Below are 454 nucleotides of genomic sequence, written 5' to 3'. Positions count from 1 at the left end.
AAGGGGCACCCGATCCGCATCTGGTCGGCAGGATGTTCGAGCGGGGAGGAAGTGTACAGCATCACGATGTGCTTGCTCGGCCCCGATCGGGCGTCGGCAAGCTGGCTGCGGCACGCCGATGTTCGGCTGCTCGCAACCGATCTGTCGCCGCCCGTGGTCGAAGCCACCCGGCGCGCCGTCTATGACGCGGCGACCGTCCGCCCTATTCCCGCCGAGTATCGCTCGACGTGGATGCGCCAGGACGGCGAGGATTACGTCATGGTCGACGAAGCGCGTGCGCTCGTCACGGCCAAGGTGCTGAACCTGTTCGAACCGTGGCCGCTGCGCCAACTCTACGACGTGATCTTCTGCCGCAACGTGATGATCTATTTCGACGAAGAGGCGAAGGCCGAGTTGGAAGAACGCTTCGTCGATCAGCTTGCGCCAGCGGGACACCTCTACATCGGCCACTCGG

1 protein-coding gene is annotated in these 454 nt (G+C 64.3%); it reads left to right on the top strand.

Annotation, left to right across the window (positions count from 1 at the left end; genetic code table 11):
* Window positions 1–51: 51 nt before the first annotated feature.
* Window positions 52–454 (top strand): CheR family methyltransferase (locus AACY52_RS31140; protein ID WP_339561514.1); only part of this gene is annotated, 403 nt, incomplete at its 3' end.

The organism is Pseudomonas sp. EA_65y_Pfl1_P113 (assembly GCF_963970525.1).
Taxonomy (GTDB): Bacteria; Pseudomonadota; Gammaproteobacteria; order Pseudomonadales; family Pseudomonadaceae; genus Aquipseudomonas; species Aquipseudomonas tritici.
The sequence above is the reverse complement of the archived record's forward strand: the minus strand, read 5'-3'. Positions and strand labels throughout refer to the sequence as shown.